The 25,421-nt window shown below is 70.2% G+C and carries 21 protein-coding genes and 1 pseudogene; 7 read left to right on the top strand and 15 right to left on the bottom strand.

The features are described 5' to 3' along the window. Positions 1–17 precede the first annotated feature (17 nt). The 4 genes from ACIOJD_RS30485 (at position 18) to ACIOJD_RS30500 (ending at position 4,246) form a co-directional block, all read left to right on the top strand. A complete protein-coding gene (locus ACIOJD_RS30485) occupies positions 18–839 on the top strand; it encodes a glycosyltransferase family 2 protein (protein WP_401919297.1) in 822 nt (273 codons plus the stop codon). After that, a complete protein-coding gene (locus tag ACIOJD_RS30490) occupies positions 836–2,041 on the top strand; it encodes a glycosyltransferase family 2 protein (protein WP_401919298.1) in 1,206 nt (401 codons plus the stop codon). The genes ACIOJD_RS30485 and ACIOJD_RS30490 overlap by 4 nt, the downstream gene beginning before the upstream one ends. A 155-nt stretch (positions 2,042–2,196) precedes the next feature. Continuing rightward, complete coding sequence (locus ACIOJD_RS30495; protein WP_401919299.1) at positions 2,197–2,973, top strand: polysaccharide deacetylase family protein; 777 nt, start codon at positions 2,197–2,199, stop codon at positions 2,971–2,973. A 163-nt stretch (positions 2,974–3,136) separates the two neighbouring features. Further along, positions 3,137–4,246 (top strand): DUF5925 domain-containing protein, encoded by a 1,110-nt coding sequence (locus ACIOJD_RS30500; protein WP_401919301.1) that lies wholly within the window; start codon positions 3,137–3,139, stop codon positions 4,244–4,246. Between the two features lie 172 nt (positions 4,247–4,418). On the opposite strand, the gene ACIOJD_RS30505 is transcribed toward ACIOJD_RS30500, so the two are convergent. Further along, entirely contained in the window at positions 4,419–4,793 is a 375-nt protein-coding gene (locus ACIOJD_RS30505) for a GntR family transcriptional regulator (protein ID WP_401919303.1), read from the bottom strand. 130 nt (positions 4,794–4,923) lie between these two features. Between ACIOJD_RS30505 and ACIOJD_RS30510 the strand changes: the two genes are divergently transcribed. Next, entirely contained in the window at positions 4,924–5,844 is a 921-nt protein-coding gene (locus ACIOJD_RS30510; protein ID WP_401919304.1) for a GNAT family N-acetyltransferase, read from the top strand. A gap of 70 nt (positions 5,845–5,914) precedes the next feature. Here ACIOJD_RS30510 and ACIOJD_RS30515 read toward each other — a convergent pair. The 4 genes and pseudogenes from ACIOJD_RS30515 to ACIOJD_RS30530 all read right to left on the bottom strand — a co-directional run. After that, a pseudogene (locus ACIOJD_RS30515) lies at positions 5,915–7,015 on the bottom strand (methyltransferase domain-containing protein); the annotation flags it as partial. A gap of 49 nt (positions 7,016–7,064) precedes the next feature. After that, the gene (locus ACIOJD_RS30520) at positions 7,065–8,570 is read right to left on the bottom strand and encodes a tripartite tricarboxylate transporter permease (protein ID WP_401919306.1); all 1,506 of its coding nucleotides are present in this window, start codon (positions 8,568–8,570) and stop codon (positions 7,065–7,067) included. A 3-nt stretch (positions 8,571–8,573) separates the two neighbouring features. Further along, positions 8,574–9,119 carry a tripartite tricarboxylate transporter TctB family protein gene (locus tag ACIOJD_RS30525; RefSeq protein WP_401919307.1) on the bottom strand — a complete coding sequence of 182 codons (546 nt, stop codon included), beginning with the start codon at positions 9,117–9,119 and terminating at the stop codon, positions 8,574–8,576. Beyond that, positions 9,116–10,099 (bottom strand): Bug family tripartite tricarboxylate transporter substrate binding protein, encoded by a 984-nt coding sequence (locus ACIOJD_RS30530; protein WP_401919308.1) that lies wholly within the window; start codon positions 10,097–10,099, stop codon positions 9,116–9,118. The genes ACIOJD_RS30525 and ACIOJD_RS30530 overlap by 4 nt, the downstream gene beginning before the upstream one ends. Positions 10,100–10,363: 264 nt before the next feature. Here ACIOJD_RS30530 and ACIOJD_RS30535 point away from each other — a divergent pair, with 264 nt between their 5' ends. Continuing rightward, positions 10,364–11,041, top strand: a complete 678-nt coding sequence (locus ACIOJD_RS30535) for a response regulator (RefSeq protein ID WP_401919407.1) — start codon at positions 10,364–10,366, stop codon at positions 11,039–11,041. 13 nt (positions 11,042–11,054) lie between these two features. On the opposite strand, the gene ACIOJD_RS30540 is transcribed toward ACIOJD_RS30535, so the two are convergent. Continuing rightward, a complete protein-coding gene (locus tag ACIOJD_RS30540; RefSeq protein ID WP_401919309.1) occupies positions 11,055–11,954 on the bottom strand; it encodes a putative protein N(5)-glutamine methyltransferase in 900 nt (299 codons plus the stop codon). 438 nt (positions 11,955–12,392) lie between these two features. Between ACIOJD_RS30540 and ACIOJD_RS30545 the strand changes: the two genes are divergently transcribed. After that, positions 12,393–13,484: a lytic polysaccharide monooxygenase gene (locus tag ACIOJD_RS30545; RefSeq protein WP_401919310.1), complete on the top strand. Its 1,092-nt coding sequence runs from the start codon at positions 12,393–12,395 to the stop codon at positions 13,482–13,484. Between the two features lie 84 nt (positions 13,485–13,568). Here the strand turns inward: ACIOJD_RS30545 and ACIOJD_RS30550 are convergent, their stop codons facing one another. The 9 genes from ACIOJD_RS30550 to ACIOJD_RS30590 form a co-directional block, all read right to left on the bottom strand. Then, entirely contained in the window at positions 13,569–14,492 is a 924-nt protein-coding gene (locus tag ACIOJD_RS30550) for an esterase/lipase family protein (RefSeq protein WP_401919312.1), read from the bottom strand. 435 nt (positions 14,493–14,927) lie between these two features. Beyond that, a complete protein-coding gene (locus tag ACIOJD_RS30555) occupies positions 14,928–16,421 on the bottom strand; it encodes an FAD-binding oxidoreductase (protein ID WP_401919313.1) in 1,494 nt (497 codons plus the stop codon). A 119-nt stretch (positions 16,422–16,540) separates the two neighbouring features. After that, entirely contained in the window at positions 16,541–16,792 is a 252-nt protein-coding gene (locus ACIOJD_RS30560) for a hypothetical protein (protein ID WP_401919315.1), read from the bottom strand. A gap of 241 nt (positions 16,793–17,033) precedes the next feature. Then, positions 17,034–17,312 carry an alpha/beta fold hydrolase gene (locus ACIOJD_RS30565; protein WP_401919316.1) on the bottom strand — a complete coding sequence of 93 codons (279 nt, stop codon included), beginning with the start codon at positions 17,310–17,312 and terminating at the stop codon, positions 17,034–17,036. Next, on the bottom strand, positions 17,297–17,935 hold the full coding sequence (locus ACIOJD_RS30570) for an alpha/beta fold hydrolase (protein WP_401919318.1): 639 nt from the start codon (positions 17,933–17,935) through the stop codon (positions 17,297–17,299). The genes ACIOJD_RS30565 and ACIOJD_RS30570 overlap by 16 nt, the downstream gene beginning before the upstream one ends. Positions 17,936–18,065: 130 nt before the next feature. Continuing rightward, positions 18,066–19,055 carry an RNA polymerase sigma factor gene (locus tag ACIOJD_RS30575; protein ID WP_401919320.1) on the bottom strand — a complete coding sequence of 330 codons (990 nt, stop codon included), beginning with the start codon at positions 19,053–19,055 and terminating at the stop codon, positions 18,066–18,068. 70 nt (positions 19,056–19,125) lie between these two features. Further along, positions 19,126–20,106, bottom strand: a complete 981-nt coding sequence (locus ACIOJD_RS30580) for a DNA polymerase thumb domain-containing protein (protein WP_401919321.1) — start codon at positions 20,104–20,106, stop codon at positions 19,126–19,128. After that, positions 20,103–23,555: a DNA polymerase III subunit alpha gene (locus ACIOJD_RS30585; protein WP_401919323.1), complete on the bottom strand. Its 3,453-nt coding sequence runs from the start codon at positions 23,553–23,555 to the stop codon at positions 20,103–20,105. Before ACIOJD_RS30585 ends, ACIOJD_RS30580 begins: the two co-directional genes overlap by 4 nt. Before the next feature lie 341 nt (positions 23,556–23,896). Then, entirely contained in the window at positions 23,897–24,982 is a 1,086-nt protein-coding gene (locus ACIOJD_RS30590; RefSeq protein WP_401919324.1) for a S1 family peptidase, read from the bottom strand. Positions 24,983–25,421: the final 439 nt, after the last annotated feature.

Here is a 25,421-nt window from a genome sequence, read left to right on the forward strand (position 1 = left end):
GAGAGGGAATCAGACTCGTGAGCACTTTTCTGCGCCCGGCGGTGCCAGGCGAAGATCCGTTGATACCTCCGGTCCAGTACCGGCCGATCACCTCGTACCTCGCGATCGCTCCGCCGGTGAGCGTGGTGATCCCCGCGATGAACGAGGCGGAGAACCTTCCGTACGTCTTCAAGACACTGCCCGACTGGATCCATGAAGTCGTCCTCGTGGACGGTGACTCCAGCGACGACACCATCCAGGTCGCCCGCGACCTGTGGCCGGGCGTCAAAGTCGTCGAGCAGCGCGGCAAGGGCAAGGGAGACGCGCTGATCAGCGGGTTCGCGGCGTGCACCGGCGACATCATCGTGATGGTCGACGCCGACGGCTCGGCGGACGGCCACGAGATCGTCTCGTACGTGTCGGCCCTGGTCTCCGGCGCCGACTTCGCCAAGGGCTCGCGGTTCGCCAACGGCGGCGGCACGGACGACATGACGGCGATCCGCAAGCTCGGCAACCGGGTGCTGTGCGCCGTCGTCAACGCCAAGTTCGGCGCCCGCTACACCGACCTCTGCTATGGCTACAACGCCTTCTGGCGCCGCTGCCTGGACGAGATCACCCTGGACTGCACGGGTTTCGAGGTCGAGACCCTGATGAACATCCGGGTCGTCAAGGCCGGTCTGAAGGTGCAGGAGATCCCGAGCCACGAGTACGACCGCATCCACGGGGTCAGCAATCTGAGAGCGGTCCGGGACGGCCTGCGGGTCCTCAAGGTGATCCTCAAGGAGAGGGGCGTTCCCCGGGCGTCACGCCGTCGCCCGGTCACGCTCAGGGTCACGATCCCTCGGGGAGAGGTGTCTTGAACACCTGTCCCCGGTCCTTCTCCGTGGTGATCTGCGTCTACACCGAGGACCGCTGGGAGGACATCCTCGCGGCGGTCGACTCCGTATGTCGGCAGTCACTGCCGCCGCTGGAGACCCTGCTCGTGGTCGACCACAACACCGCTCTCCTGGAGCGGCTCGGCCGGGAGTACGGGGAGCGCGCGGCGCGCGGGGAGGAACGGGCGGCGCGCGGGGAGGAACAGGTGGCACGCGCAGGGGAACAGGTGGCACGCGCAGAGATACGGGTGCTCGCCAACGCGGGCCCCCGCGGCCTCTCCGCGGGCCGCAACACCGGCATCGCCCACGCGCGCGGTGAGCTGGTGGCGTTCCTGGACGACGACGCGGTGGCCGAGCGCGACTGGCTGCGGTTCTTCGACGAGGCGTACGAGAACCCCCGGGTGCTGGCCGTCGGCGGGAGGACCGTACCTGCCTGGTCGTCGGGGAGCAGGCCCGGCTGGTTCCCCGAGGAGTTCGACTGGGTCGTCGGCTGTACATACCGGGGGCTGCCGGCGGGCCGGGTACGGGTCCGCAACGTCCTCGGCGGTAACGCCTCGTTCCGGCGGTCGGCGTTCGACGCCGCCGGGGGTTTCGCGACGGGCATCGGGCGACGCGAGGGCGACGGACGCCCACTGGGCTGCGAGGAGACGGAGCTGTGCATCCGGCTGGCGGGGGCCGTACCGGGCGCGGTGCTGCTCATCGACGACCGGGCGGTCATCCACCACAAGGTCCCCGCGGTGCGCGAGCGGTTCGGCTACTTCCGTGAACGCGCCTACGCCGAGGGGCTTTCCAAGGCGCTGGTGGCCCGGAGCGTGGGCACGGACAAGGGGCTCGAATCCGAGCGCCGCTACACCACCCGCGTACTCCCGGCGGGTGTCGTGCGCGGGGTGCGCGACGCGTTCGCGGTACGGGCGCGGAGGGACCGGCCGGGCGGCCTGGGCCGCGCGGGGGCGATCGTGACGGGGGTGACGGCGGCGGCGGCCGGCTATCTGGTGGGCCGCTTGCGCACCCGTGGTGGGGCCGTGACGTTCTCGTCGGGCAGTATCGAGCGGGAAGGGGCGCGGTCTCGGGCCGGGACGCCGCTCGCCGAGAGTCCCGGCGGCTCCTCGCAGGTCGCGACGGGCCCCCGGAGTCCGGGTCCCGGTCCAGGTCCCGGTCCTACGAGCGCTCGGGAGGCCGCCGTATGAGGAGAAGTCGGACGGGTCCGGCGGGCAGTGTGCCGGGCCCGTACGGTTCACCCTCCTGTCCGGCGGCCGCTTCGCCGTCCTGTCCCACGGCCGGTGCACCGTCCGGTACGGCGTGCGGTCCGGCGGCCGGTGCGGCATCCGGCGTACCGATCCTCATGTACCACGCCGTGGAACACCGGCCGGCTCCGGCCACGCGCGCGCTGTCCGTCTCGCCCGAGGCCTTCGCGGAACAGATGGAACTGCTCGCCGGGCGCGGGTTCACCCCTCTCACCACCGCGCGCCTCGCCGACAACTGGCGAACAGGGAGGCCGCTGCCGCCACGCCCCGTGCTGATCACCTTCGACGACGGCTACGAGGGCGTGCACCGGCACGCCCTTCACGCTCTCGCCACGCACGGCTTCGCCGCCACGCTGTTCGTCTCGACGGGGTGGCTGCGCGGGCCGTACGACGACGGCGGGGCCCCGGACACCATGCTCGACTGGGACCAGGCGCGCGAACTGGCCGCCGCCGGCACGGAGATCGGCGGCCACAGTCACACCCACCCGCAACTGGACCAACTCCGCGACAGACGGCTTGAGTTCGAGCTTCGGCGCTGCCGGGAGATCGTCGCCGACGAACTGGGCACGGCGCCCGTGTCCTTCGCCTATCCGTACGGCTACTCCAGCCGGCGGGTGCGCGACGGGGTCCGCGCGGCCGGGTTCGCCCAGTCGCTGGCCGTGGGCAACGCGCTGGCCCGCCGCCGTCAGGGTCCGTACGCCCTGGAGCGGGTGACGGTACGTCGCTCCACCGGGATCGAGGAGTTCGCGACGCTGATCGAGGGCCGGTCGATCGGCCGTCACTTCGCGCGGGACCGGGCTCTGACCAAGGGGTACGCGCTCGTGCGCGGCGCCCGCCGGGCCGCTCGACGCGTCGTCGACCGCCGGACGGGCTGAGATCAGGACGGGCTGAGACCCGTCCTGACCGAGGTGAGGGGCGAACCGGCCACCGGGCGTTCCGCCACGTGGCGGCGGGCAGCCGTCGCGGGGCGGAACGTGGCCCGCCGCCACAGGGCAAAACACCGTGCATCGGCCGTCCCGGTGCCGGATCATGGGCGGCATGTCTGCCAAGCCTCAGGACGCTCTGCCGATCCGGCTCACCGTCGACGACAGCGACTCACCGTCGGATGTGGTCGACGCGCTGTTCCTCGGCCGCTTCGCGACGGGCGAGCAGCCGTTTTCCCACAGTTCCACCATCGACCGGGTCAAGCCGGGTGTGACCCTGATGCCGCCCGGAGCCGGCGTACTCCGCGTCGCCCGGGACGACGACCGCAGCGCGACCCTCGCCGAGGGCGACGGCTGGACGATCCTGGTGTCCCGCTGGAACCGCGGCGCCGATGTCACGGTGACGGCCGTCACCTCCGAGCTCGCCGAGAAGGTCCACCGGCAGGCGACCGACGGCGCGCAGGACGAGCCGGAGCCGCAGCCGGAGAACGTGACCATGGGCTTCTGGTATGTCTCACCGCGGCGCGGTCCGCACCGCACCACCCGGCAGATCGCCGCCGGCACCTGGGACGAGGTCAAGGCCAACTACACCGCGCCGGTCGCCGACGCGATGGACCGGCTGATGAAGGTGACGCCGGACGACATCGCGGGCCGGCTGCTCCTGCTGCACGGACCGCCCGGCACCGGCAAGACCTCCGCGCTGCGCACGCTGGCCCGTTCGTGGCGCGACTGGTGCCAGGTCGACTGCGTACTGGACCCGGAGCGGCTTTTCAACGACGTCGGCTATCTGATGGACATCGCGATCGGTGAGGACGACGGCTCGGCCAAGGGGCGATGGCGGCTGCTGCTCCTGGAGGACTGCGACGAGCTGATCCGCGGGGAGGCCAAGCACACGGCCGGGCAGGCTCTGTCGCGGCTGTTGAACCTGACCGACGGCCTGCTGGGACAGGGCAGGAACGTTCTGGTGGGGGTGACGACCAACGAGGACCTGGAGCGGCTGCACCCGGCCGTGGTCCGCCCCGGCCGCTGTCTGGCCCGGATCGAGGTCGGCTCGCTGACCCGCTCGGAGGCGATGTCCTGGCTGAGCGAGGAGGACGGGGACTGGGAGGCGTCGATCGGGCGCGAGGGCGCGACGCTGGCCGAGCTGTACGCGCTGCGGCGCGGCAGCGGCCCGGCATCGGTCCCGGCGCAGCACCCGGGCGCGGACGCGGGCCTCTACCTCTGAGGGGCTCGGACACGTCCACCGCCGCGGTCCCGCCGGCCTCTTCGGCCCCGCCGGCCTCTTCGGCCCCGTCGGCCTCTTCAGCCCAGTCCGCCGCCGAGGAACGGATGGGTCCGGACCGCATCGGTCCGGACCGCATCAGGCCGGACCGCATCGGGCCCGATCCGTACGCGGGTCACTTCGCGTAGACGGCCCGCACCGCGTCCTCGACCGCGGCGAGGGCTGCCGCCCGGCCGAGCCCCAGGCGCTGGGCGCGCTCCGCGTACGTCCGGGCGGCGAGGGCCACCTCGCGCTCGGCGGCCTCCCCCGCGGCGGCGACGAACGTGCCGTTCCTCCCTCGGGTCTCGATCACACCGTCGGTCTCCAGCGCGCGGTAGGCCTTGGCAACGGTGTTCGCGGCGAGCCCCAGTTCCCCGGCGAGCCCCCGTACCGTCGGGAGTTTGTACCCCACCGGCAGAGTGCCCTTGCGGGCCTGCGTGGAGATCTGGGTACGCAGTTGCTCGTACGGAGCGGTCGCGGCGGCCGGGTCGATCACGATCTTCAGGGTCACGGATCTGATTCTCTCTCACGGCCCACCGGCACCGGGCGTCACACGGCGCGGCTGGCCGGATCACGACGGGGTGAACGCAGGGGGATAAAGAAGAGGCGCCCCGTGGAACACCCCCGTAGGGTCCCGCCCCATGACTATGATCGTCCGCGATTTCCGCGCCGAGGACGCCGCAGCGCTGGTCCGTCTCCGGCGCGTGTGCTCTCCGTACCTGGTGACAACCGAGGAAGCGGTCCTGTTCGAGGTGGCGACCGCCAATCCGGCCAAGAAGTACCGGCTGTTGATCGCCGAGGAGGACGGGGAGATCATCGGTACGGCTCGCGCCGGCGTCGTGTACGACAGCGGCGAGCCGGGGCAGTCGTCCGTCTTCCCGGAGGTCCATCCGGACCACTGGGGCCGGGGAGCCGGTTCGCTGATCCTCCGTACGGCAGAGGAGCATCTGGCGGCCGAGGGCGTGCGGAGCATCTACGCCTGGGTGCTGGACGAGCCGTCCAGCCTGGCCTTCGCCGCGCTCCGCGGCTACCGGCCCACCCGTCCCGCGCACTTCCAGCGTCTCGATCTGGCCGGCGGCACGCTGCCCGGCCTGCCGCCGCTGCCCGCGGGCGCCGAACTGCGGACGGCGGCGGACTACACCGACGGCCCCCGGCCGCTGTTCGAGGCCGACGCGGAGGCCACGTCCGACGTACCGGACGACATCGGCCTGGACCTCGACGACTACGAGGACTGGCTGGGACACACCTGGAACCACCCCTTGTTCGACCGCGGGCTCTCGACCGTGGTCGTGGTGGACGGCGAGGTCGCCGCGTACGCCGTCGTCCAGACCGACGGCCGCACGCGCTACTGGTCCGGCATGACCGGCACCCGGCGCGCCCACCGGGGCCGGGGCCTGGCGAAGCTGGCCAAGACCGACTCGCTGCGCCGCGCCCGCGCGGCCGGTTACACGGACGCGTTCACCGCCAACGACGCGGACAACGGGCCGATGCTGGCGGTCAACCGGTCGTTCGGCTACGAGATCTGCGCGTCGCACGTACGTCATGTCCGTACCTTCACCTGAGGGTGCGGGCGCTGAGACCCCGGTGCGCTGAGCATCAGGGCCGCTCTTCAGGTGAGGGAGCGGGGCCCCGCCGGGTCGTGTCACCCGTGGTGGCGGGCAGGACGACCGCCCGGTCAACGCCCGCCGGAATGTGGGCGATCGGGTCGTCGTCCGCGTGCCAGTGGAGGAGGAAGCGCTCTCCCGCGCGGTACGCGTCCAGGCCCGCCCGGCAGTAGGCGACCAAGTCGTCCGGGAGCGCGGACAGGGGGTGCCAGGAGAGCCCGGAGCACTTGTGCGGCTCGCGGTTGTACGGCTCGGCCGCCGAGTCGTACTCCGCCTCGAAGAACCAGCCGATCCTGGGCCTGCCACCGGGGCCTCGGTGCTGCATGACCAGCGCGACGCGCAGCTCGTCCGGGGTCAGTTCGACACCGATCTCCTCGAACGCCTCGCGGATCATGGCCGCACGGACGTCCTCGCCGTCCTCCACGTGCCCGGAGGGGCCGTTGAGCAGCCCGTCCCCATATCCCGTCCCCGCCCGGCGGGCGAGCAGCACGTCGTCGCCCCTGCGCAGGATCAGGTGGACGTCGACCACTTCCCGGTGCCTCCGGGGCGGCGCCGGGTGTGCGATGAGCGCGTACCTCTCGTCGTCGACCGCGCGCCCCCAGAGGGCGGGGTCGTGGGAGAGCGGCTCGTGGTGGACGCGCTCGGTGAGCGGTGCCAGGGCCGTGACGAGCCGTGTCGCCGACAGCCCCGCACCGGACCAGACGCCCTCGATCAGGACCAGCCGGCCGCCCGGCCGCAGCAGCGAGGACCAGTGCCGGAGCGCCCCTTCGGGATCCGGCAGCGTCCACAGCACATGCCGGACCAGGACGACATCGAAGGTCCGCTCCCCCACGGGCGGCCGGCCCGCGTCGCCGACCAGGACCTCGGCGCCGGTCCCCGCCAGCTTGGCCCGCGCCAGGGCCGCCATGCGGGGGGACAGATCGACCGCCGTCACGCGGTGGCCCTGCTCGGCGGCGAGCAGGGCCAGACTTCCCGTACCGCAGCCGAGGTCGAGCACCAGGGACGGCTCCCCGGGCAGCCAGTGCGACATCCGGGCCGCCCAGGCGGCCCGGATGTCGGGGTCCAGCAAGCCGTGGTCGGGCTCCTGGTCGAAGGAGTCGGCGTAGGAATCCCAGTCCGTCGTGGTCATGTTCCGATGGTGACAGGCACCACTGACAGTCGTCGGTCATGCCTCCGCGTCAGGCCGCCACGTCACGGCGCTCGCGCCCCCGCGCGATCAGCTTCCTCACCCCCGGCCAGACCAGCAGGAGCACGATCACGGCGTACACCGTCACCGAGAAGGGCGTGTTGACCAGACCGGTGACGCTTCCGTCGCTGATCTGGAGGGCGCGCCGCAACTGCTGCTCGGCGGCCGGGCCCAGGATGACACCGATCACGGCCGGCAGCACCGGCAGACCGTACCGCCGCATCCCGAAGCCGATCAGACCGATGATCAGCAGGATGACCAGGTCCAGCGCCTCCCCGCCGACCGCGTACGCGCCGACCGCCGCGAAGAAGAGGATCCCCGCGTAGAGGTAGGGGCGCGGGATGCGCAGCAGCTTGGCCCAGACCGGCGCGAGCGGCAGGTTGAGCAGAAGCAGCAGCACCATGCCGACGAAGAGCGAGGCGATCAGGCCCCAGACCAGGTCGGGTTCGCGTTCGAAGAGCAGCGGTCCGGGCTGGATCCCGTACTGCTGGAAGGCGGCCAGCATCACGGCGGCGACGGCGGTCGTGGGCAGCCCGAGGGTCAGCATCGAGACAAGCGTGCCGGCCGCCGAGGCCGAGGCCGCCGACTCCGGGCCGGCCACGCCCTCGATGGCTCCCTTGCCGAACTGGTCCTTGTGCTTGGAGAGCCGCTTCTCCGTGACGTACGAGAGGAAGGTGGGGATCTCCGCGCCACCGGCCGGGATCGCCCCGAACGGGAAGCCGATGAGGGGTCCGCGCAGCCACGGCCGCCAAGTGCGGCGGACGTCGTCCTTGCCGAGCCAGGGGCGGCCGACCGGGATCGCCTCGCCCGAGGTACGGCGCAGATGGGCGGCGACCCACAGGGCCTCGCCGATCGCGAAGAGGCCGACCGCGACGATCACCACGTCGATGCCGTCGGCGAGTTGGAGCGTGCCGAAGGTCAGCCGCTGCTGGCCGGTCATCTGGTCGAGACCGACCAGCCCGAGGGTGAGACCGATGAGCAGCGAGGCGAGGCCGCGGATCCGGGACGAGCCGAGCACGGAGGTCACGGCGATGAACGCCAGCACCATGATCGCGAAGTAGTCGGGGGCCCCGATGTCCACCGCGAGCGAGGCGACGGTCGGGGCGAGGAGCACGAGCAGGATCGTGCCGATCATGCCGCCGGCGAAGTGACCGCCCGCGGCCGCCGCCAGGGCCTGGGCGCCGCGCCCTGCCTTGGCCATCGGGTTGCCTTCGATGGCGGCCACGACGGCGGCGCTCTCACCTGGGGTGTTGAGCAGGATGGAGGTCGTGGAGCCGCCGAACATCGCGCCGTAGTAGATACCGGCGAACATGATGAACGCGCCGGTCGGTTCGAGTCCGTACGTCACCGGGAGCAGTAGGGCGACGGCCATGGCGGGGCCGATGCCGGGCAGGACGCCGATCGCCGTGCCGAGCAGCACACCGATCGCGGCCCAGAGCAGGTTCATCGGCGTGAGGGCCGTACCGAAGCCGTCGATGAGGGAGTTGAGGGAGTCCATCGGTTACAGCACCCCCATCAGCGGGCCACCGGGAAGGGGGACACCGAGCAGGTTGTCGAAGACGAAGTAGGTGACGAGCGACAGGACCGCGGCGATCAGCGGGTCGCGGTCGTAGTGGCGGCTGCCGAGCGCGTACGCGGAGCCCCAGAAGAGCAGGGCGCCGGAGATCGGGAAGCCGAGCGGGCCGATGAGGACGGCGTTGCCGAGGAAGACACCGGCCAGGAGCAGTACGGTCCGCCAGTCGCTGGGCTCGCTGAGGTCGATGTCCTCGCCGCCCTCCGCCTCTCCCCGGCCGCCGCGCAGGACGTCGAGCGAGAGCAGGACGGCGACGACGAGGAGGCCGGTCCCGACGACGACCGGGACGGTCTTGGGGCCGACGGGGCCGCGCTGGGTGATGTCGACGTTCATGGTGAGGGCGTCGGTGAGGACGAGGACGCCGAGGACGAGCAGGAGGAGCCCGACGCCGAGCTCGGAGTGCTCGCGAAGCCAGGAACGGACGCCGGGCGCGGCCGGGGTCGTGCCGGAGGGTTCGGTGTGCGGTGTCGTCACAGTCCCAGCTCCTTCAGGACGGAGTCCACGCGGCGGTCTTCTCCCGCGAGGAAGTCGCCGAACTTCTCGCCGGTGAGGAAGGCGTCGTCCCAGTTGTTCTTCTTCAGGGACTCCCGCCACTGGGGCGAATCGTGCAACTTCTCGAAAAGGGCGATGAGTTTGTCGCGCTGGGCGTCGGAGAGGCCGGGCGGCGCGACGACGCCGCGCCAGTTGGTGAAATCGGTGTCGAGTCCCGACTCCCGCAGGGTGGGGGCGTCCACGCCGGGTATCCGCTCGGGCCCGGTGACCGCGAGGACGCGCAGTTCGCCCGACTGGATCTGGTCGAGGTACTCACCGACACCGGAGACGCCGAAGGAGACCTTGTCGCCGAGGATCGAGGCGAGGAGTTCGCCGCCGCCGTCGAAGGGGATGTAGTTGACCGTCTTCGGCGCGATGCCCGCGGCCTTCGCCATCAGCATGGGAGCGAGATGGTCGGGACCGCCGGCCGAGGAACCGCCGCCGACCGGCACCTTGGCCGGGTTGGCCTTCCACGCCTTGACGAGGTCGCCGATGGTCTTGAACGGGGAGTTCTTGCTGACGACGACGATGTCCGACTCTTCGCTGATCCGGGCGATCGGGGTCGTATCGGCAAGTGTCCGGGGCGACTTGTTGGTGTGCACGGCGCCGACGACACCGAGACCCATGGACATGGCGAGCTTGCCGTTGCCGTGCTCGCCGACGAGCCGGCTGAGACCGACGGTGCCGCCCGCGCCGGGCAGGTTGAACACCTCGATGTTGTGGGTGAGTTCGGCGTCCTCGGCGTTCTTGGCCATGGTGCGTGCGGTGATGTCGTAACCGCCGCCGGGGGTGTTGGGGACCATGAAACGCAGGCCGGGTATCTGCGTACCGGTGTCGGTGCCACCGCCCGAGGTGAGCAGTGGCGGCCCCACCAGCACCAGCAGCGCCGACCCGAGCAGGGCCAGGGGGGTGCGCAATCGCACGTCTGCCGCCTTTCGGAAGTAGTGCTCGGAGAGCTGTAGCTGTACGTGAAGAGCTGTGAAGAGTGGTGAGTGAAGAGGCTGTGCGCGCAAGAGGGGTGCTTGGAAAAGGGGTGCTTCCAAGAGGCTGTATTCGGAAAGCGGGTGTCCGGAAAGCTATGTGAGGTGGGCCACATGTTGCCTGCGCGTTAACAACCTGTCTCTCTTCCGGAATCAACGGACGTTGTGGTCGTTGCGGTCGCGGCTTAGCGTGTCGATGTGACGAAAGTGCTGGTGGTGGACGACGACTTCATGGTCGCGAAGCTCCACAGCCGCTATGTGTCCGCGATGGACGGCTTCACGGTCGTCGGAGTGGCGCACAGCGGCGGAGAAGCGCTGCGCGCGGCCGAGCGGCTGCGTCCTGACCTTGTCCTGCTCGACATCTATCTGCCCGACATGGACGGGATCGCCGTACTGCGCGAGCTACGGGCGGCGGAGGAGCGGGACCGGGCCCGGATCAGCGTCGACGCGCTGTTCATCACGGCGGCGAGGGACGCGGGCATCATCCGCGCCGCGCTGCGGGCGGGCGCGCTGCACTACCTGATCAAGCCCTTCAACCAGGCGGCTCTCCAGGAGCAGCTGCGCCATGTCGCGTCCCTGCGCACCCGGCTGGCCGGGCTGGGCGAGGCCCGCCAGGAGGACGTCGACCGTATCTTCGGCACCCGCCCGCCCGGCAGCCGCACTCTCCCCAAGGGCCTGGCCCCTCACACGGCCGACCTGGTCGAAGGCGTCCTGCGCCGGCACCCGGACGGCCTGTCCGCCACGGAGTGCGCGGACGCGGGCGCCCTGTCCCGGGTGAGCGCCCGCCGCTACCTGGAGTTCTTCGCGGACACGGGCCGAGCACAGGTGACCCTCCGCTACGGCGGTACGGGCCGCCCGGAACGCCGCTACCGCTGGACCGCCTGAAGTCCGGCGCCCGTCAGGGCTGTTCCCCGGATCGCTCGCCGGGGCTGGTCCCGATGACGACGGTCGCGTCCAGTTCGTCGGAGACGGCCACGCGCGGGATCAGACCGTCTCGGGCGACCGTGTCGACGGCCCGGCGCGCCTGGCGTTCGCTCGTCTCGAACAGCAGGTGGCCGCCCGGTGCCAGCCACAACGACGCCGCCGCGGTCACCCGCCGCAGGACGTCGAGCCCGTCCGCTCCCCCGTCCAGCGCGACGCGGGCCTCGTGGATACGGGCCTCGGGCGGCAGCAGTCCGATCTCGTCGGTGGGTACGTACGGCACGTTGGCGAGCAGGATGCCGACGCGGCCCCGCAGGGTGGCGGGCAGCGGCTCGTACAGATCGCCTTCGTACACCCGGCCACCGGCGGCGGCGACGTTGCGGCGGGCACACCGCACCGCGGTGGGGTCGATGTCGGTCGCGTACAACTCGGTGTGCGGACCGGCGTGCGACGCGGAGTACGGACCGTCGTCCGACGCGGTGTGCGGTACGGCGCTGTCCCGGGCCGCGGCCAGTGCCGCGCCCAACGCGCCCGAGCCGCAGCACAGATCGACGACGACGGCCCGTGGACCGGCGGACGCCGCGAGGGCCGCGGCCTGGTCGACAAGGAATTCGGTACGGCGGCGGGGTACGAAGACGCCCGCGTCCACGGCGATCCGCAGACCGCTGAACTCCGCCCAGCCGAGAACGTGTTCCAGCGGAAGTCCGGCGACACGCCGGTCGACCATGGCCGCGAGGTCCGCCCGCGACCGTGCCGTGGAGACGAGCAGACGCGCCTCGTCCTCGGCGAAGACACAGCCGGCGGCCCGAAGTCTGGTGACGACGGCGGGCGGGACAAGAGGAGGTGATGGGGGCGGTGCGGACGGTGAAACCGACATAGGAGCCTTTCGGAATGCCTCCGGGCTGCTCCCGCGGTCACCTATGCCTGATGGACCGCACGGTCATGAGAGGGGAGCACCCGACCTGCTACAGCGGTAATGGGTCCCACCTCCTCGACGCGTTCCCTGCTTGGGGAGGCCACCCTACCCGAGCCACACCGTGGCACGGGGACACATCGCGACCGGCCTTCCTCAGCCCCTCCCCACGCCTCTTCCTGTGCCCCTTCTTAGCTTCGTCTTAAAGGCGCCATAAGGATCGCCTTCACCCCGTCCCAGCAGGCGATTTCGTGGTTCCGAGAGGCTAGCTTTCTGATCGCCGGGGCGGCTTTCAGCGGGGAGGCTGGCCGCCGCTCCGGCGGTTCGCCCGTGCCGCTCGTGCCGCTCATGGCCGCGTCCCGTTCGTACCGCTCCCGCCTCTTCCGAAGGAGAACCAGTTCCATGACCGCTCGCCGTACGGCCGCCGGGATCGTCGTCCTCGGTCTCGCCCCGCTCGCGCTGACCGGGCTGGCCGCCGCGCCCGCCGCCGCTCATGGGTCGATGACGGATCCGGTCAGCCGGGTCGCCGCCTGTTTCGCCGAGGGGCCGGAGAGTCCGCGATCGGCGGCGTGCAAGGCGGCGGTCGCGGCCGGCGGCACGCAGGCGTTCTACGACTGGAACGAGGTCAACATCGCCAACGCGGCTGGAAACCACAAGCAGTTGATCCCGGACGGGAAGCTGTGCAGCGCGGGCAAGGACAAGTACAAGGGGCTCGATCTGGCGCGCGGCGACTGGCCGTCGTCCACGATGGCGCCGGGCGGCCACACCTTCAACTACAAGGCCACCGCCCCGCACAAGGGCTCCTTCGAGCTGTACATCACCAAGGACGGCTACGACCCGGGCAAGCCGCTGAAGTGGTCGGACCTGGAGGAGAAGCCCTTCCTCACGGTCACCGACCCCGCGCTGAAGAACGGGGCCTATGTCTTCGACGGCGTCGTCCCGAACAGGTCCGGCCGTCATCTGATCTACTCGATCTGGCAGCGTTCGGACAGCCCCGAAGCCTTCTACACCTGCTCCGACGTGGTCTTCGGCCAGGACAACGGCAGCGCGGGCGGCGCCGCCCCGGCCGCCTCCGCGCCCTCCGACCAGGAGGTCACGGAGGGCGCGGCCAAGTCCACCGTGGAACACAACGGCCACGGGGACATCGAGACCGGCGCCGGCACACACACCGACGGCCACACCGACACCGGCACCGACGCCGCCGAAACCGGGGCCGGGAAGCCGGAGAGTGCCGTGGAGCCGAAGGCCGAGGAGAAGACGGAGGAGGCGCCGGGCAGCGGTGCCAACGCCCCCGAGGCGAAGAGCGTCGGCACCCCGGTCGAGCAGGGTGCCGGACAGCCCGCCGCCGGTCAGGAGAACCTCGCCGAAACCGGTGGCACCAGCACCACCCCGTACATCGCGATCGGTGGCGCGGCGACCCTCGCCGTCGGCGCCGCTGTGATGTTCGGGACCGTCCGCCGCAAGGCCGTACCGGCCGCACGCCACGGCCGCTGATCCCGCGTCGTCACCACGGACACACTGCCGTCCGCCCCGGTAACTCGCCGGTGCGGACGGCAGTGTGCGTCGGACGACGACGTGTCAGCCGATCGCCGACGCGCATGTGGTCGGCGTGGCCCTTCCCGGATCGAGCGAGTTGGCCACCTCGTGGAAGACGATCCTGTCGAACAGGCCGATCGCCACGTGCTCGGAGAGATCGACCGGACACAGGTCCTGGAGCAGCACGTTGCGCACGTCGGGGCCGCTCAGGAACTGTGACCGGTACGGGGTCACCACCTCGTCGTACCGCGTGGCGATCACCGTGTAGCGCACCCCGGGGACCGTGTCGCCGCCCGCGTTGAGCTTGGTGAGGAAGGCGGATCCGGCCACCTGGTCGGTGAGTGCGGGGGTGTTCTCGGTCAGCAGATCGGCCGCTCCGGGGAAGTACGGCAGCAGCCGGGTCAGTCCGAGCAGGGTGGTGCCGTGGTTGTCCGGGGCGATGCCGATCAGGGCGTTCACCTTCGCCGCCCCGCCCAGGAACTTCAGGTAGTAGCGCGGCATCATGCCGCCCTGGGAGTGGCCGACGATGTCCGCCTTCGCCGCGCCGGTGGCCGCGAGCACCTTGTCGACGTACGCGGCGAGTTGCCCGGCCGAGTCGTCGATGGGGCCGAGGCCGTGGATCAGCGGCACGTCCGGGAGTTGCCCGTAGTCGAGGGAGAAGACGCAGTATCCGCGGTTCACCAGGTACGGGGCGAGGCCGAGCCAGTTGTCGACGGAGTTCGCGAAGGTGCCGTGGACGAGGACGACGGGCCGGGGGTGGGCGGCGGAGGGCTTGCAGGAGTAGTTGTTCCAGCCACCGGAAGCGGCGCCGGAAGCGGAGGTGGTGGCAGAGGTAGCGGTCGCGGGGGTGGTGGCAGAGGTAGCGGTCGCGGGGGTGGTGGTCGCGGCCACGGCTGGGGGGACCGTGACCGTCGTGGCCAGCAGCAGTGCGGCCAGTGGTCCGAGCGCGCGTTTCCAGGGCAGCATCGGGCGATCTCCTTGCGGCTCAAGGGAAATTGCGATGGCTGTCAGCCCTGTGGCCCGGACCACACGTACGGCTGTGCTCATGCCAACTTACGCACGAGTAGGACAAGGAAGGGAAGTTACACGTCGGTAAAAAATGGTCGCCGTACACACCTCGTGGCCGGTCATCGAGGACGAACTCCCGCTCCGCATCGGACACTTCATGGCGACGTATCACCGGACCGTGATCCACCACTCGAGATCATTCGAAGACACAGCCCAGGCCTGTTCGGCGACCGCCCTTACGCCGACCGCGAGCTGAGTGGGAACCGCGCCACGCGGCCATTCTGGCCGCCGCCGGTCGCTCCGATGCCGTGTTCGACGCGGTGGTACGTTCGCATACGGTCGGCGTCGCGAAACCGGCGGACCCCAGGGGAACCTGTCCCGCCTGGGAGCCGGTCAGCAGAACGCGGGCGGGATGCTCTGCTCGTACTGGAAGACGTTGAGGGGGTCGTACGTCGCCTTGATCTTGCGCAGCCGGTCGAAGTTGGATCCCCAGTAGGCGGTTTCCCAGTCCTGCATGCCGATGTTCGGCACATTGACGTACGCGCCGTTCACATAGGGCCGTAGTGCCTGGCTGAACTCGGCGATCCAAGCCTGGGCCTGCGGGGTCAGCTCGTCGCCGCTGCCAGGTTCTCCACGGGTCCCCCAACCGGTGCCGGGCTCGGAGTAGAAGAGCGCATCGCGATGAGGGAATGCCGTGCCACCGCGGGGGCTCTTCCTGACCGCTCCGCCGAAGGCCTGGGTGAAGAAGTTGCTGTCGTCCGTCGGCGCGTCTCGCATGAATGAGGCGATCACTCTGATCGCCTCACTCGGGAACGGCTTGTTCGTGAACTGCGAGAAGAACTTCCAGTTCGCGGGGTCGTCCGCGGTCGGAGTCTGGAATCCCGCATACACGTCGCCCCAGTTACCTTCTTGCACGGAGACGTCGGGACGACCGATCGACAGAATAGGGGCCAGCAGCTTCTTCGCTTCCGCCGGCGTTCCTTCCGCAAGGACCGCGAACAGCACGATCTGCTTTCTGTGGACTTCGAGTTGAGTTCCGAGGCGGTTGTCTGCGCTCGGCGCCACATGTTGCCATGTGTCGAATACCCCGTGCAGGTCCCCGAGGCCGTCCCACGTCGCTTGCACGTAAGCGACGCTCTTGAGCGGAGCCACCTTGTAGGTGAGGGACGTGACGATTCCGAAGTTGCCGTTGCCCGCCCCGCGGAGCGCCCAGAGCAGGTCCGAGTTGTTCTTCAGGTCGGCCTTGATCACCTTGGCGCAGTCGGTGCCCGAAGCGACGACGATCTCGGCGCCGATCAGGCTGTCGCAGGCCATGCCGAGGTAACGGGTGAGGAAACCGAGTCCGCCACCGAGCGTCGCACCGGCCAGGCCTACGCTGCCCTCCGTTCCGGTCGTCACCGCGAAGTTCTTCTTCGCGAGCATGGTCACTGCTTCCAACTGGTTGAGCCCGGCCCCGACCGTCGCGGTGCGAGCGGCCGTGTCGATGTGGGCCGATTTCAGCTCGCTGACGTCGATCACGATGCCGTTGTCCACGTTCGACCAGCCCTCAAGGCTGTGGCCACCGCTTCGCACCCGCAGCGCGACGTCGTGTTGCCGTGCCCAGGTGAGGGCGTTGATCACGTCCTGGGTCTTCTGGGCGTAGACGATGACCAGCGGATAGTGGACGAAGAGCTCGTCCCAACCCAGGCTCGCACTTGCGTAGTCGGGGTCGTCGGGACGGACGATGCGGCCGGTGAGCTTCGCCGGATTGCACGTCGCGCTTTCGACCTCTTGGGCCACGGCGTTCGCGCCCGGGGCTTCTGCGGCCGTAATGCCTGGGAGAACGACCGCGCCCGCGCTGGCTGCTGCCGTAGCCCTGAGCATTCCGCGACGAGAAAAGTCGTGCATGGTCAGTATCCTCTCGACCGGGATACGCCAGCATTCGACTGAGGGCGCTTCTTGTCCGTCGACTGGCGCGTTCGATGATTTATGGACAACGCTTTGGGCTCGCAGATTAACAGGTAATATCATGACGGCGTCGCCCGACACGCCAATTGAGGGAAATACCGAATTTCGAAGGATGACAGTGCGGGTGAGCATTGATTAGCCCAATCGGGCGCATCCGGCTCGGCTTGATTTTCATGCCGTTCATATGTCGGTTCCATGTCCGCGATCGAGAGGTCGGGCATGTTGGTGACGAAGCAGGCCAGCCGCATCCCGTCGGCGTCGGTGAAGCGCAACTGGGCTCCGGGATGCGGCCGTTCCCTGCCCACGATCACGATCGGACCGGATGTGCCGGGTGTCCCGCTTCACCCTTTCCTGGCCGTTGGAGCACCGTGCGGCAGTTGTGTTCCTCGACGCCTGCCTCCAAACCGGACGCTGCCCCTGACCAGGACGTTCTTTCAGAAATCGAAGGGGGCGGCCAGCCTGTGACCAAGCGACCGCCCACCAGGTTTTCTGCCCACCGAAGCGAGTCACCGTGACCGCGTCGGGTGGCTGTTCATGACGCGGTGTCGGTGATCACCGCGCCGTCACGAACCGCGTCACCGCCCGGGAGAAGGTCTCCGGCTCCTCCAGGTGACCGAAGTGCCCGCTGTTCTCCAGGATCAGCAGGTCCGATCCGGGGATCAGCCGGTGCAGTTCCTCGGCCCAGCGCACCCCGCAGATGACGTCGTGGCGGCCGACGACGACGAGGGCCGGCATGGTGAGGGAGCCGAGGTTCTCGCGGTCGTTGATGATGTGCGGGGAGAGGTTCTCGTCCAGCCCGGAGATGTATGTGGCGCTCAGGGAGGCACACATGGGGGCGAACTCCGTTTCCCGGCCCCAGTAGTCGGCGAAGTACAGGGGGAGCAGCCCCTTGGCGGCGGCGGTCGTCTGTGTGTCGTCGGAAGCGGCCGACATGCCTGGAAGGCCGCCAGGGCCCCGGGGAGTTCGGGGTGGCCGGCATGCCGCTCCGCGAACGACTGCACCAGGCGCATGGCCTCGGCGATGTGTTCGGGACCGGTGAGTGGTGCGCTGTCGTAGAGGATCACCCCGGCGATGCGTTCGGGGTGGTGCAGCGCGTGGTACTGGGCGACGAAGCCGCCGTGCGAGTGCCCCAGGAGGTACACCTGTGGGACGCCGAGGCGCTCGATGAGCGCGTCGAGGAACTGGCTGTAGCGGGGCCGGGTGTAGCCGTGGGGGTGGGAGGACAGGCGGCCGGAGGCGCCGCTGCCGATCGGCTCGGGGTACACGATCGTCAGGTGCCGCTCCAGTGCGGGCATGCGCAGGTACTCCCACCCGATGCCCGGTCCACCGGAGTGCGCGACGCACACCGGTCCCGTGCCGTGGACGTGATAGCGCTGCACGACTCCGTCGATCTCGACGGAGTGTGTGCCGGCGGCCAGAGGATCGGTCGCCGGGGGCGTCGTGGAGGTGGTCATGAGGGTCTCTCCGTATCCAGCAGGTGTCGATGACACCGGCAGGACGCCGGGGAGAGGACGAAGTTCGACCCGGACTACGTGACACCCGTCACATTGATGCCGTCGCGTTCGAGATCACGTCGAGGTCCCGTCACATCGGGGTGAGTGACTGGAGGGCCTGGACCGGCCTGGGGTGCAGGAGACGCAGCCGGTGCGGACGGCCGGCCGCGTCCAGGGTCATCAGCCAGGCCACCGAGGGCGGGCAGTGGTCGGGGTTGTCGGCGGGCGACAGGAGGTCCATCTCCCAGACGGTGAGGGACCGGCCGGCCACGACATGGGCCAGGCGCTGGCGTACGCCGTCCTCCAGGTCGCCGTCCATGCCACGTACGAGAACGCTTCTGTCGCCCACCGGTTCGTTCCCCCTGAGCAGGGTGATCCCGGGCGACCAGCGCTCCGTCATCAGCGCGCCGAAGCGTCCGCTCTCGGCGGCGGCCAGCGTCTCGTGTGCCTCGGTACGGCTGGCGCGGACGCGCCGCGCGGTGTCGCCGTGCGGGGCGTCCGCCGTTGCGGCCAGGGCAGTGGCGAGCTTGGCCCGTCCCTGGCTGAGCCTGCTGCGCACGGTGCCGACCGGGACCCCGCAGGCGTCGGCTATCCGCTCGTAGGAAGTGACGCCGGTGCTGAAGTGACGCAGCACCAGGGGCAGGCGCAGTGCGGGGGTCAGTTCTTCCACGGCCTCCCAGATCCAGTCCCGCATCGCGTGCCGCTCCAGCCATCGCTCCGGACCGCCGTCCGTGGCGGGCAGGTGCAGATCGTCGATCGGCTGTACGGGGACGGAGGCCCGCAACAGGGAGCGGCCGGTGTTGCGCACGATCATCCGCAGCCAGGCGCCCACGGCCGCCGGATCGCGTACGTCGCCCACGCGGCGGAGCGCGGTGACGGCGGCGTCCTGGAGCACGTCGTCGACGTCGGGCCCCGGCCCGAGAATGCTCAGCGCCACCGCGCGCATGCCCGCCCGGTGCCGCTCCAACAGCAGGCCCAGGGCGGTGACATCACCCGCCTGCGCGGCACGTGTGAGCCCCGCGTCCTCGATGCGCGCGAGTTCGTCCGAGGTGCCCGCGGCTTCGCCCGGGTTCTGATTCATGAGGTCCTCTTCCGACGTCTTCCGTCGTGCGTGACCGTACTCCGTGATCGTCAAGGCTCTCCCCTGAGCCTCAGTTCCCCAGAGTGGCCGGACGTACGGCTCCCGGGCCGAAGCGCCGACGGGCCCGGTCCGCGGCGGCTTCGGCGGCGCGGGCTCGGTCCTCGCCGGGGTCCAGGGAGAGCTGACGGCAGGCGCTGTCGGCCGGCGAGAGGCCGTCGGCTCGGATCGCGAAGGCACGGACTCGTGCCCGTTGCAGTCCGAGGGAGGACAGCAGCCCCAGGGCAGCCGCGACCAGGGCAGGTGAGTGGTTGGTGGGTTCCGGCAGAGCGTGCGTCCGGGTGGTGGAGCTGCGGTCGGCGTACCGCACCGTGAGGGTGAGTCCGCCGGTGATCAGGCCTTCGCCGCGGAGGCGTTGGCCGATCTGGTCGGCGAGTCCCAGGACCGCTCGGTGTTGCCACGCCGGGTCGAGGCAGTCCCGCTCCAGCACGAGATCGGCGTCCAGGTACGCCGCCGGTTCCGACGGGGTGACCGGGCGGGGATCATGGCCGCGGGCGCGCTCGGCCAGCAGCCGGGAGGGGCCGGCTCCGAGGAGGCGTTGCAGGGTCGCCGCCGGCATGTCGGCGACTTGGCCGATGGTGTGCACTCCGTACCGGTTGAGCGTGTGCGCCGTGGCGCGGCCGATTCCCGGCAGCGCGGTGACCGGACGGGGGTACAACCAGGCGGCGGCCTGTCCGTCGCGGATCCAGGTGGTGTCATCCGGCGCGGACGCGTCGGCCGCCATGACGGCCAGCATCCGGTTGTTCGCGAGACCGGCGCTGCTGTCGATGTCGTAGAAGGCCTTCAGCCTGAGCTTCGTCAACTGGACGATGTCGCGGGGGGACAGGTCGAAGTATCTGAGCGCCGACGTCAGGTCGAGTTGGACGGCGCTGGGCGGAATGGCCTGGACATGGGGCGTGATACCAGACATCAGTTCGATTATGTTGCTGTACGCGTCCCCGCTCGGCGCGGCGTGCAGATGGAGGTGGGCGATATGCCGCTGACGTGGGGTCATCCCGCGCTCCCCGGGCTGGTGTAGCCGAACTTCTTCAGGTCGGCGGAGCGGCTGCCGGCCGGTAGCAGGTCGGCGTAGGGGTGGAGGCGGGCGCCGGTGGTGCCGTTGGCCAGGGTGCGCCGCGGCTGGGCGGAGGCCGGGTCCGGGTGGTCGGCGCCGAGGAGGGCGAGCGCGGCTTCGGGGCCGTTGTCGCGGCGGGCGGTGGCGATCTCGTCCAGGTCCCAGGCCATGGTGGCGACGACGGTACGGCGGGTGCCGCGCACCTGGACCGTGCCGCGCACCAGCAGCAGGCCGCTGTGGAAGACGGTGTACGCGCAGGCCGGGTGGGAGTCCTCGAAGAACGCCAGGTCGACCAGGCCGGAGCCGTCCTCCAGGGTGACGAAGATGATCCGCTTGCCGCTGGCGATCGGCGGGGTCTGGGTGGCGGCGCGGACGCCGGCGACGAGGACCTGCTGACCGGCGCGCAGGCCGGCCAGATGGGCCGAGTCCGTCGCGCCGATCTCCCGCAGGAGCCGGTGGTGGTACTCCATCAGGTGCTTGGAGACGTCGATGCCGAGGGTGTTCAGCTCGGCGCTCAGGGCTTCGCGTCCGGTCATCTCGGGCAGCCCGCTCGGCTCCGCCCCGCCGACGGCGCCCGCGTCGATGGGCAGTTGGCCCTTGCCAGCGGACCGGGTCCGGGAGGCCCGGTGGAGTTCGGCGATCTGGAGCAGCAGGTCGCGGCGGGTGAGGCGGCCGTCGTGGAGGGAGTTCAGGGCACCGATCTCGGCGAGGCGTTCGGCGACGGGCCTGCTGGGGTGGGCCCGCTGCCAGAAGTCGGAGAGCGATCCGTAGGGCCGGCCTTCCTCGATCCGGGCGTATTCCTCCTCGCTGATGCCGTGCACGGCGGACAGCGCGAGCCGCACGCCCCACTGCTCTCCGTCGGTCTTCTCCACCGTGTGCCGCGCCTTCGAACGGTTGACATCGACGGGCAGGACGGGGACACCGCGGCGGCGGGCGTCGGAGACCAGGACACGCTTGGGCCACATCCCGGGGTCGTGTTCGAGAAGGCCGGCCAGCAGGAACGCCGGGTAGTGCGCCTTGAGCCAGGCGCTCTGCAGGGCCGGTACGGCGAAGGCGACCGCGTGCGCCCGGCAGAAGCCGTACTGCCCGAAGGCCTCGACCGTCTTCCACACCTGCTCGCGCACCGTCTCGCTGTAGCCGCGCGCGCGTGCCTGGGCGTGGAACCAGTCCTTGACCCTGGGCAGCCGGTTCCTGTCGCCGAGCGCGCGCCGGGCCATCTCACCGAGGGCCCGGTCGCAGCCGGTCATCACCGCGAAGGTCTCGATGATCTGCTCGTGCCAGATGGTCACGCCGTAGGTGTCGGCGAGCACCGGTTCGAGGTCCGGGTGGGCGTAAGCCGGCGTGCCGCCGTGGCGCGCGGCGATGTACCGCTCGGGCATGCCCCCGGCGACCGGCCCGGGACGGAAGAGGCTGATGTCGGCGATGACATCCTGCGGGTCGCGCGGCCGCAACCGGGACAGCAGGTCCTGCTGGCCGGGCGATTCCAGCTGGAACAGGCCCAGGGTCTCGCTCTCCTGGATGAGCTTGAAAGCGAAGACGTCATCGAGCGGCACCTGCCGCGGGTCGTCCAGGTCGATATGCTCGCCGGTCGCGCGTTCGATCTCGGTGACCGCATGGGCCATCGAGGACAGCATCCGGACGCCCAGGACGTCCAGTTTGATATTGCCGAGCGCCTCGATCTCCTCCTTGGCCGCCATCGCCATCGGGTAGTCGCCCTGGGGGGTGGGCTGCACCGGCAGCCGGTCCAGGAGGGTGGCGTCGCTGATGACCACGCCGCAGGGGTGCATGGCCATGCCGTAAACCAGGGAGTCGAGGCCTTCGGCGAGTTCCCACAAGGGGCCGTACCGGTCCGCCTCGCCCGCCAGTTGTCGCAGTTCGGACAGTTCGGCGAGGGCGCCGGTGATGTCACAGGCCCGCAGGTGCGGGAAGCTCTTGGCGATCCGGTCGACGTCCGCCGGTGCGATCCCCAGCGCGAGACCGGTGTCCCGCAGGGCGCGGCGGGCGCGGTAGGTCTCGGGCATGGCGGTGACCGCCACCCGTTCCTTGCCGAAGCGTTCGAAGATCGTGTCGTAGCACTCCAGGCGGCGGGCGGATTCCACGTCGATGTCGATGTCGGGCAGCGAGGCCCGGCGCACGCTGAGGAACCGTTCGAACAGCAGCCGGTGGTCGAGCGGGTTGGCGGTGGCGATGTCCAGTGCGTGGCAGACCAGCGATCCGGCGCCGGAGCCGCGGGCCGCGACTCTGATGCCCTTGGCCCGGATGTCGGCGACGACCTGCCCGACGGCGAGGAAGTAGGAGTCGTAGTTCAGGTGGGAGATGACGGCGAGTTCCTCGTCGAGCCGGTCGAGTGCCGTTCGGTCGCGGTCGAGGCCGCGTCGGGCCAGGCCGCTCTCGCACCGCCGTCGCAGCAGCTGTGCGGCTCCTCCCGCTCCGGGCTCGGCACCGAAGAGCGACGGTTCCGGGAAGTGTGACGTGTCGAGTCCGAGGTCCGCTCCGGGGTCGACGGCGCATCCGGCCGCCGTGGCGGCGGTGTCCGCCATCAGGCGGCGTGCCCGCCGGGCGTCCGCTCCGGCGCATTCGGCGACCATCCGCGCGATGACCGTCATGTCCCTTTCGTCCTTGAGCCAGCGCTGCCCGCTGTCCAGACGGCGCCGGTCGATCGGTCTCAGCAGCCTCGCGGAGTCCAGGACATCGGCGAGGCGGTGCTGGTCCGGGTCGGCGTAGCGGGCGGCGTTGGAGAGCACGGCGGTGGTGTGGGTACGGTCGGCCAGCGCCAGCGTCCGGGCAGCCAGCCGGAGCGTTCCAGGCCCGATGCCGGCCCGTTTGTACACCACAGCCTCCAGCCTGATTCCGGTACCGAAGATCTCCCGCCAGGGCGCCAGCAGCTTGGCCGCGACGTCCTCGCGCCCCGCCGCCAGGGCACGGACCGGCTCGGAGAGCGGTCCGAGCAGGACGGTCAGTCCGGGGCCGCCGTACTCACGCAGCGCCTCCCACGGCACCACCGGGGCCGTACCGGATACGGCACCGACGTGGGCGGCCGAGGTGATGCGGCACAGCCGCGCCCATCCCTCCCGGTTCCGTGCGAGCAGCGTGAACCGCAGCGGCGGCTCGACGACGTGCGCGCCCCCGCGCGCGGGGGCGCGCCGGCGCCGGTCGGGCGGCGGGGGTGCCAGGGCCTCCACCGCCAGGTCGACGCCGAAGACCGGCCGGACCCCGTCCTGCGCACAGGCCCGCGCGAAGCGGACGGCCCCGGTGACCGTGTCCCGGTCGGTGAGCGCGAGGGCCGGCACGCCCCGCTCGGCCGCCCGCCGGACGAGCTGCTCGGGGTGGGAGGCGCCGTAGCGGGCGGAGTAACCGGACGCGACGTGCAGATGGGCGAAGCCCGCCATGTCGCACCTCCATCACTCCACCCCCTTTCAGCCATACACCCAACACGTTCATCGTACTCCAGTTCGATTACTCTAGCCTCATCACCCCTGGTCAGCGAATGAATTCGAACGTGTCAGCGGTTATCGGGAAGAGGGCAACGGAAAGAAACAGGCCACCATCCCCGCGGCCGAAGCCGTGCCGGGTTCGGCGCCCGTACGAGCCCGGCACGGCTTCGGCCGCGGCAAAAAGGCCCGGCAGACAGACGGCCAGGCAGACATACAGAAGGGCCCGGCCCACCAGAAATGGTGGACCGGGCCCTTCCCGGTCGATCGGCTCGTCAGCCGATCAGCTGATCAATACGTCAGCCGATCTCGGCGCCGACCGCGTCGAGCGCCGCCGGAACCGGCTGGAAGAACGTCGTGCCGCCCGAGGTGCAGTCGCCGCTGCCGCCCGAGGTCAGACCCAGCGCGGTGGTGTCCTCGAAGAGCGCGCCGCCGCTGTCGCCGGGCTCGGCGCAGACCGTGGTCTCGATGAGCCCGTTGACGACATCGCCGTTGCCGTAGTTCACCGTGGCGTCGAGCCCGGTGACCTCACCGTCGTGCACCTGCGTGGTGGAACCGCTGCGGGTCACCTGCTGCCCGACGGTCGCCTCGCCGGCCTGGGTGATCTCCTGGCTGGTGCCGTCGTAGAGGTTGACCTCACTCGGGGCGTCCGCGCTGGTGTCGGTGTACTTGACCAGACCGAAGTCGGCCTCCGGGAAGTTGGAGACCTCGGTGGTGCCGAGCTCGGCGCCGTCCGAGTCGGTCCAGGAGTCGATGGACTCCGTGCAGTGCCCGGCGGTCAGGAAGGCGGGCTCGCCGTCCTTGACCACGTTGAAGCCGAGCGAGCAGCGCGAGCTGCCGCCCATGATGGCGTCACCACCGGAGACGAAGGGCTTGAACTCCCCCGCCGACTTCTTGAGTTCGGCCTTGGAGCCGAGCCCGTCCACCACACCGGTGAGCTTCTTCAGCGCGTCACCCTTGACCGTACGGTCGGCCGTGACGACGACCTTGTTCGTCACCGGGTCGACGGCCCAGGACGTACCCGGGATGGTCGCCTTCGTGGTGAGGGTCTGCCGCGCGCTCTTGAGCTCGGTCAGGGAGTTCTGAACCAGTCTGGCCTTGCCACCGGCCTGGCGCACGGTCTCGGCCGCCTGCTGGCTGACGACGTTCACCACGAGGGCCTTCGACTTGGCCTCGTAGTACGAACCGGCCGCATCGGCGCCGAGGTCGTCGCCCAGGGTGGATGCGAGATTTCCGGCCGCCGTCGCCGTCAGCGACTTCACCGAGAACTGCGGCTTCTCTTCACTGGCGTTCGCAGACTGGAAGGTGGCGCCCGCGCCGACCAGAGCGATCACCGCACCGCCCGCGATCGCCGCACGCTTCCTGGATATGTTCCGGTGCTTCAACGTCAAACCTCCTGTGGGGGACCGCGTCAGACCATGTGGGGTGGCATGACACGGAGGATGAGGCGCCCACTATCCCGAGATCGACCACTGGCGTACAAGGTCGACTTCAGGACAGGCGCATGGCCGGCAGCGTACCCCGCGGCCGTAGGCCGTCCAAGGTCAACCAGGGAAGATTTCTTTTGCGAACACCCGGTGCAACTGCCAAGACATCAGCGGGTAAGGACTAGTCCTGTCTTGAAATCGCCCTTCCGGGAACGGAAAAGGCGATCCGTCCGTCCAACTCGACCGCGCACGCCCGCCCCGCGCGCCGGCACGATACGCGGATTGCGGATTGACCTTATGCAATCGGGTCCGATACGGGACAATCATCATGAACCGGGCCGATTTACCGGCGAATCAAGCCGGACGCGGGTCCTGGCGGGTAATCAGCACCCTGACG

The organism is Streptomyces sp. NPDC088116, from assembly GCF_044741745.1.
Classification (GTDB): Bacteria; Actinomycetota; Actinomycetes; order Streptomycetales; family Streptomycetaceae; genus Streptomyces.